This window comes from Phenylobacterium sp., from assembly GCF_035569475.1.
GTDB lineage: Bacteria > Pseudomonadota > Alphaproteobacteria > Caulobacterales > Caulobacteraceae > Phenylobacterium.
In genome coordinates, this window is the sequence record NZ_DATMNA010000063.1 from 1 (window position 1) to 6312 (window position 6312).

4 protein-coding genes are annotated in these 6312 nt (G+C 70.1%); 3 read left to right on the plus strand and 1 reads right to left on the minus strand.

The window, feature by feature from the left end; all coding sequences use genetic code 11:
• Nucleotides 1–270: 270 nt before the first annotated feature.
• From VNW53_RS09700 to VNW53_RS09710, 3 genes are read left to right on the plus strand one after another with little or no spacing between them, the layout of a single operon-like run.
• Complete coding sequence (locus VNW53_RS09700; protein WP_325555348.1) at nt 271–1944, plus strand: electron transfer flavoprotein-ubiquinone oxidoreductase; 1674 nt, start codon at nt 271–273, stop codon at nt 1942–1944.
• Nucleotides 1945–1999: 55 nt separating this feature from the next.
• Nucleotides 2000–3718: a tetratricopeptide repeat protein gene (locus VNW53_RS09705; protein WP_325555349.1), complete on the plus strand. Its 1719-nt coding sequence runs from the start codon at nt 2000–2002 to the stop codon at nt 3716–3718.
• Between the two features lie 13 nt (nt 3719–3731).
• On the plus strand, nt 3732–4613 hold the full coding sequence (locus VNW53_RS09710; protein ID WP_325555350.1) for a 4-(cytidine 5'-diphospho)-2-C-methyl-D-erythritol kinase: 882 nt from the start codon (nt 3732–3734) through the stop codon (nt 4611–4613).
• On the opposite strand, the gene VNW53_RS09715 is transcribed toward VNW53_RS09710, so the two are convergent.
• Complete coding sequence (locus VNW53_RS09715; RefSeq protein WP_325555352.1) at nt 4610–6049, minus strand: alkaline phosphatase family protein; 1440 nt, start codon at nt 6047–6049, stop codon at nt 4610–4612. The two genes, VNW53_RS09710 and VNW53_RS09715, sit on opposite strands and share 4 nt — an antisense overlap.
• Between the last annotated feature and the right edge of the window lie 263 nt (nt 6050–6312).

A 6312-nucleotide genomic window follows, 5' to 3' on the forward strand; every position in this document is an offset into this window, starting at 1 on the left:
GCCGGCGGCGCGCGGGGTCGGTTGCGGGGAGGGTGGGGCGGCTGCGGGGCGGGGGAGCACAACCGTGCGGTCGACCGGCGTGTCGGCAAGGAGGGTATCCACCCCGCACGCCGTCCAGAAGGCGAGCAGGCTTTCGAGAGCGCGCGGTTCGGGGGACATTCCGTACACCCTACACCCGAGCCGGGCCGGCGGGGAGTGAGCTTTCTCCTTGACCGCCTCCGCTGGCGCTTCGATTAAGGCGCAGCGAGGAAGACCAAAGGGAGCCCTGCCGTGAGCGAAGCCGTCGAGCGCGAGACGATGGACTACGACGTGGTCATCGTCGGGGCCGGCCCGGCGGGCCTGTCGGCGGCCATCCGCCTCAAGCAGTTGGCGGAGGAGGCCGGTTCGGAGATTTCGGTCGCGGTGCTGGAGAAGGGCTCGGAGGTCGGCGCCCACATCCTCTCCGGCGCGGTGATCGACCCCAAGGCGCTCAACGAGCTGATCCCGGACTGGCAGGCCAAGGGCGCGCCGCTGGAGACGCCGGTTTCCAAGGACCGCTATGTGGCGCTTGGACCCCACGGATCGCTGTCGATCCCGATGTGGCCGATGCCGGCCCTGATGCACAACCACGGCTTCTACATCGCCTCCCTGGCCAACGTCTGCCGCTGGCTGGCCGGTGAGGCGGAGGCCGCGGGGGTCGAGATCTATCCGGGGATGGCGGCCTCGGAGGTGGTCTACGCCGAGGACGGCGCGGTCGCCGGGGTGGTGGCGGGGGTGTTCGGGGTCGGCAAGGACGGCGAGAAGAAGCCCGACTACCAGCCCGGGCTCGAGCTGCGCGCCAAATACACCTTCATCGCCGAGGGGGCCCGCGGCTCCCTGGCCAAGCAGATCCAGGCGAAGTTCGACCTCACCGCCGGCAGGGACCCGCAGAAGTACGGCATCGGCCTCAAGGAGATCTGGCAGGTTCCGGACGCGGTGTTCGAGCCAGGACTGGTGCAGCACACCGTCGGCTGGCCGCTCTCAGGCGACACAGGCGGCGGCAGTTTCATGTACCACTTCGGGGACAACTACGTATCCATCGGCTTCGTCGTGCACCTCAACTACAGGAACCCGTGGCTCTCGCCGTTCGACGAGTTTCAGCGGCTGAAGACCCATCCGGCCGTCCGGCGATATCTGGAGGGCGGCAAGCGCGTCGCTTATGGCGCGCGGGCGGTCACCGAGGGCGGCTACCAGTCGGTGCCGGCGCTGGCCTTCCCGGGCGGGGTGCTCGCGGGGTGTTCGGCCGGCTTCGTCAACCTGCCGCGCATCAAAGGCAGTCACAACGCCATGAAGACCGGCATGCTGGCCGCCGAAAGTGCATTCGCCGCCATCCAGGCCGGACGCGCCGGAGACGTCCTTGGCGAATACCAGTCGGCCTATGAATCGTCCTGGGTTAACAAGGAGCTGCGACTCGTGCGCAACGCCAAGCCGCTGTGGTCGCGGTACGGCAGCTGGATCGGCAGCGCCCTGGCCGTGGCCGATATGCACATCAACAGCTGGACCGGCGGGTGGTCGCCGCTGGGAACCCTCAAACACGGCAAGACGGACGCCGCCGCCACGGGCCTGGCCAAGGACTTCAAGCCGATCGCCTATCCGAAGCCCGACGGGGTCTTCAGCTTCGACAAGCTCTCCAGCGTCTTCCTGTCGGCGACCAACCATGACGAGGATCAGCCGTCCCACCTGAAGCTCGTCGACCCGACCGTGCCGATCGCGGTCAACCTGCCGCTCTATGGCGAGCCGGCGCGGCTCTATTGCCCGGCGGCGGTCTATGAGGTGCTGTACGACGACGCGGGGGCCAATCCGCGGTTCCAGATCAACGCCCAGAACTGCGTTCACTGCAAAACCTGCGATATCAAGGATCCGTCACAGAACATCGTCTGGACGACTCCCGAAGGCGGTGGCGGCCCCAACTACCCGAACATGTGAGGGCGCGCGTTCGCCGCGCCTTGCGGCGGATCGGTTTGCGCGCCATGTGTCGGCTATGCGCGCTCCCGGTTTCCTGATCGTCGGCCTCGCCTCGGTTCTGCTGTGCGGCTGCGCCAGCGTGGCCATGGGCCCATCGAAGTCGGTTCAGACCACCCTGGAGAGTGACGGCGAGGCCTCATCCTACGGCCAGTACCTGGCCGGCCAGGCCGCGGTGAACCACGCTGACAGCGCCTCGGCCGAGACCTATTTCGCCAAGGCCGCCGGAATGGACCCGGAGGACCGGCCGCTGCTGGCTACGCGGGCCTTCACCTCGGCCCTGCTGGCCGGCGACATCACCCAGGCCGCGGCGCTGGCGCCGACCGGCCCCGACGCTGACAGCGGCCTGCGCCACCTCGGCGCTCTGGTGCGCGCCGTGGAGGCCCTGTCGACTGGCAAGGCCAAGCTGGCGCAGGCGATCCTCACCGGCCCCGACGCCGGCGCTCCCAACGAGCCGGCCGCGGCGCTGCTGACCCCGTTCGCCGCCGCCGCCGCCGGCGAGGCCGACGCCTCGATCGTCCATCCGGTGATCAACGGCGAGCCGGTGGCGCAGTTCTTCGCCAACCTCGACCAGGGCAAGCTCTTTGAACGGTCGCGGCGCTACGACGAGGCGGAGACGGCGTTCCGCGCCCTGATCGCCAAGGGCGACCCCGGCGGCATCGCCAGCCTCAGCCTGGGCGAGATGCTCGAGCGACGGGGCCGGGGCGCCGACGCCGTCGCCATCTACGACACCGCCCTGGCGGCCAAGAAGGATGGGCCGGAGCTTGCGGCGGCCCGGGCTCGCGCCGCCGGACGCAAGCCGGCGCCGCCCATGGCCTCGCTGCGGACAATCGCGGCCGAGGCGCTGATCGCGCCGGCCACCGCCCTTCTGTCGGAAAAGCAGGAGGAGATCGCGCTGGCCTATCTGCGCCTGGCCCTCCGGCTCGACCCGACGCGAGACGAGGCCTGGCTGCTGGTGGGTGATGTGCTCGATACCAACGGCGACGCGCTCGGCGCCCGCGCGGCCTACGCCAGGGTGAAGGCCGGCGCGAGCCAGTATACCGCGGCCCGCATCAAGCTCGCGTGGAGCTACCAGTCGGCCGGAGACAAGGACGCGGCCCTCGCCGCCGCGCGCGAGACCGTCAACCAGAGCCCAAAGGATGAGGACGCCCAGGTCACCCTGGCCGATCTGCTTCGGGCCGACGAGCGGTACGACGAGTCGGCCAAGGTGCTCGATGGCCTGATCGCGGCCAAGGGCGCTGCGGTGGACTGGAAGCTGCTCTACATGCGCGCGGTCGACTACGAGGAGAGCAACCGCTGGGCCGAGGCCGAGCGCGACCTGCAGATCGCCCTCAAGATGCGTCCGGACGAGCCGGAACTGCTGAACTTCCTCGGCTATTCCTGGATCGACCGGGGCGTGAGACTGCCCGAGGCGATGACCATGGTCGAGAAGGCGGTTGACCTGCAGCCGCAGTCCGGGGCGATGATCGATTCCCTGGGCTGGGGCTATTACCGGATGGGAAACTATCCCGCCGCCGTCGATCAGCTCGAGAAGGCCGTCGTCCTCGAACCCGGCGATCCGGACGTGAACAACCATCTGGGCGACGCGTACTGGAAGGTGGGCCGCAAGACGGAGGCGGACTTCCAGTGGCGCCGGGTCCTCACCCTCGACCCGACGCCCAAGCTCAAGGCGGAAGTGGAGGCCAAGCTGGCGTCGGGGCTGGATCGTCCCGTCGCGCCGGTCGTCGCCGCCAAATAGCGAGCGCGGCGGGGTGGAGGAGCGATTCGCGCCGGCGAAGGTGAACCTGTTCCTGCACGTCGGGGCGCCGGCCGCGGACGGCTACCATCCTGTCTCCAGCCTGATGGTGTTCGCCGACGTCGGCGACGTGGTGCGCCTGGCGCCCGCCGGGGCGATGGACTTCGCCCTGGAGGGGCCGTTCGCCGAGACCCTGGGCCTGGATGGCGACAATCTGGTTGTTCGCGCCCGCGACCAGTTGCTGAGGGGCCTGGCGGCTCCGGGGTTTCGCCTGACCCTCGACAAGCAGCTTCCGATCGCCGCCGGGCTGGGGGGCGGATCGGCCGACGCCGCCGCCACCCTGGCGCTCGTCCGCCGGCGCCTCGAGGCTGCCGGTCTGCCGGTTCCCACCGACGCGGTGCTGATGGACCTGGCGCGCGGGCTGGGGGCGGACGTCGCGGCCTGCCTGGAGTCTGTCCCAGTGATCGCCACCGGGCGCGGCGACGTCCTGCGCCCCGCGCCGCCGTTGCCGGCGCTGGACGCGGTGCTGGTCAACCCCCTGGCGCCCTCGCCCACCGCGGCGGTGTACCGCGCCTACGACGCCGCCGGCGCGCCGGGCGGCGCCGGACCTCCCGTCCTGCCGGCGCGGTTCACGACAGTCGAGGCGGTCGCCGCGTTCCTGGCCGCGACCCGCAACGACCTGGAGGCGCCGGCGGTGGCGCTGCAGCCCCTGATCGGCGAGGTCCTGGAGATCCTCGCCGCTGCGCCCGAAGCCCGGCTGGCGCGGATGTCCGGTTCGGGCGCGACCTGTTTCGCCCTCTGCGCCGACGCGGTCGACGCGTGGCGGCTGGCGATCCGCCTGGAGCAGGCGCGGCCGGACTGGTGGGTGAAGCCCTGCCGCCTGGGCGACGGAAGCTAGCCCCCCTTCAGGCGCTCCAGCTGCGCGTCCCAGGCGGCCATGCGCGTGTTGATGAACCCCGTGACCTCGGCGCTGGTGTGCAGCGGGGGTAGGGGAGAGGCTTCCTCGTACATGCCGTGAACGTTCCTGATCGGCAGGGCGGCGACCCGCTCGGCATGGATCAGCTCCAACGGCGAGGGCGCCGTATCGCCGGGCGAAATGACCTTGGCCGCCGGCGGCGCGACGCCCTGCAAGGGATCGTCGGTGCGGGGCTGGGTCAGGGTGAGGACGTCGGCCAGCGAGGCGGCGGCTGCGTCGCGGGCCGTCAGGGTCGCGGTTCCCCACCGCTCCTGGATGGTCTTCAGCACCGAGGTGTGGTCGATCGGGCCGGCGGCGCGGTAGACCGCGCCCGCCGCGATCAGAGGCGACACCAGCACGGCGGGAATGCGCACGCCGAAGCGTGTGAAGTCGAAGCCCAGCTCGCCCACCGTTCCGTCCCCCGGCGGCGTGGCGTTGGCGGGCGGTGGCACGTGGTCGTAGGTTCCGCCGGCCTCGTCATAGGTGATGATCAGCAGGGTCGAGGCCCAGGCCGGCCCGTTTCTCAAGGCCGTATAAACGTCGTGGATCAGGACCTCGCCGGCCGCCACGTCATAGTTGGGGTGCTGGCTATTGCCGGCCGCGGACCAGCTGGGCTCCAGGAACGTGTAGGGCGGGAGGGTCCCGGCCGCGGCCCGCTTCTGGAAGTCCGTGAACAGGCCGAAGTGGCTCGCATTGGCGCTCTTGGTATCCGGGAAGTCGGTGCGGGTGAGCGGCGCGGCGCTGTAACCGTAGATGGCCCAGTCCACCCCCTTGTCCGACAGCCTGCCGTAGATGCTCGGGCAGGTGAAGGATTTGACGGAGTTCGAGACGTGCCCCTGGGAGGTGCCGGCCGCCGCGAAGGCCCGGTTGGGGATCGTCTCCGATGGCACGGACGAGTGCCAGACGTCGCAGACGGCGAACCCCTTGGCCAGGCCCGAGAGGATGGGCAGCAGCGCCGGGGTGTAGGAGCCCATGATGTCGGGAGGCGTGACGTCGGGCGACGTGTCCTTGTAGCCCTTGGCGCGATCCGACGCGATGGCGCCCTTGAAGCTGACCACGAAGCCCTGGTTGGTCGGCGTCGCGCCCGCGGGCGGGGGGTTGGCGGAAAAGAGCTGAAGGTTCATGTTCTGAAAACCTTCGGCTGGATCGGCCCCCGGCATCTCGTAGGGGTGCGGAGCGGTGGGCTGAATCTGGAAGACCGTGACCGGCTGGCCCGTGTCGTCGGGGTTGGTCTCCTTGCCGGTGAGGCCCGCGAACGGCGACCCCTGGGGAGAGACGTTGCCGCTGTCGGCGTACAGGAAGCCCAGCATCTGATCCAGCGAGCGGTTTTCCAGCATCAGCTGCACGATGTGCTGGATCTGGTTCAGTTGGTTCGCCACGCGCGTGTCCTCCCGATCCCTAGCGACCTACCATGACGGAACGGCGAAGGGGGGTCGCAAAAAGCCGGCCCGCAACCGACCAAGCGGCGCCGCGTTATGGACTTGCCGTTGGCGGCGGAGAGGAAATCAAACTAGAGAAGGCTGATCCCGACATGAATGTCACGCGTCGAACCCTGGCGGCCGCGGCCCTGTCCGTGGCGAGCGCCCTCGGGCCCCTGGCGGCCCTTCCTGCTCACGCCGCCTCGGGCGAGCAGCTCGCCGCC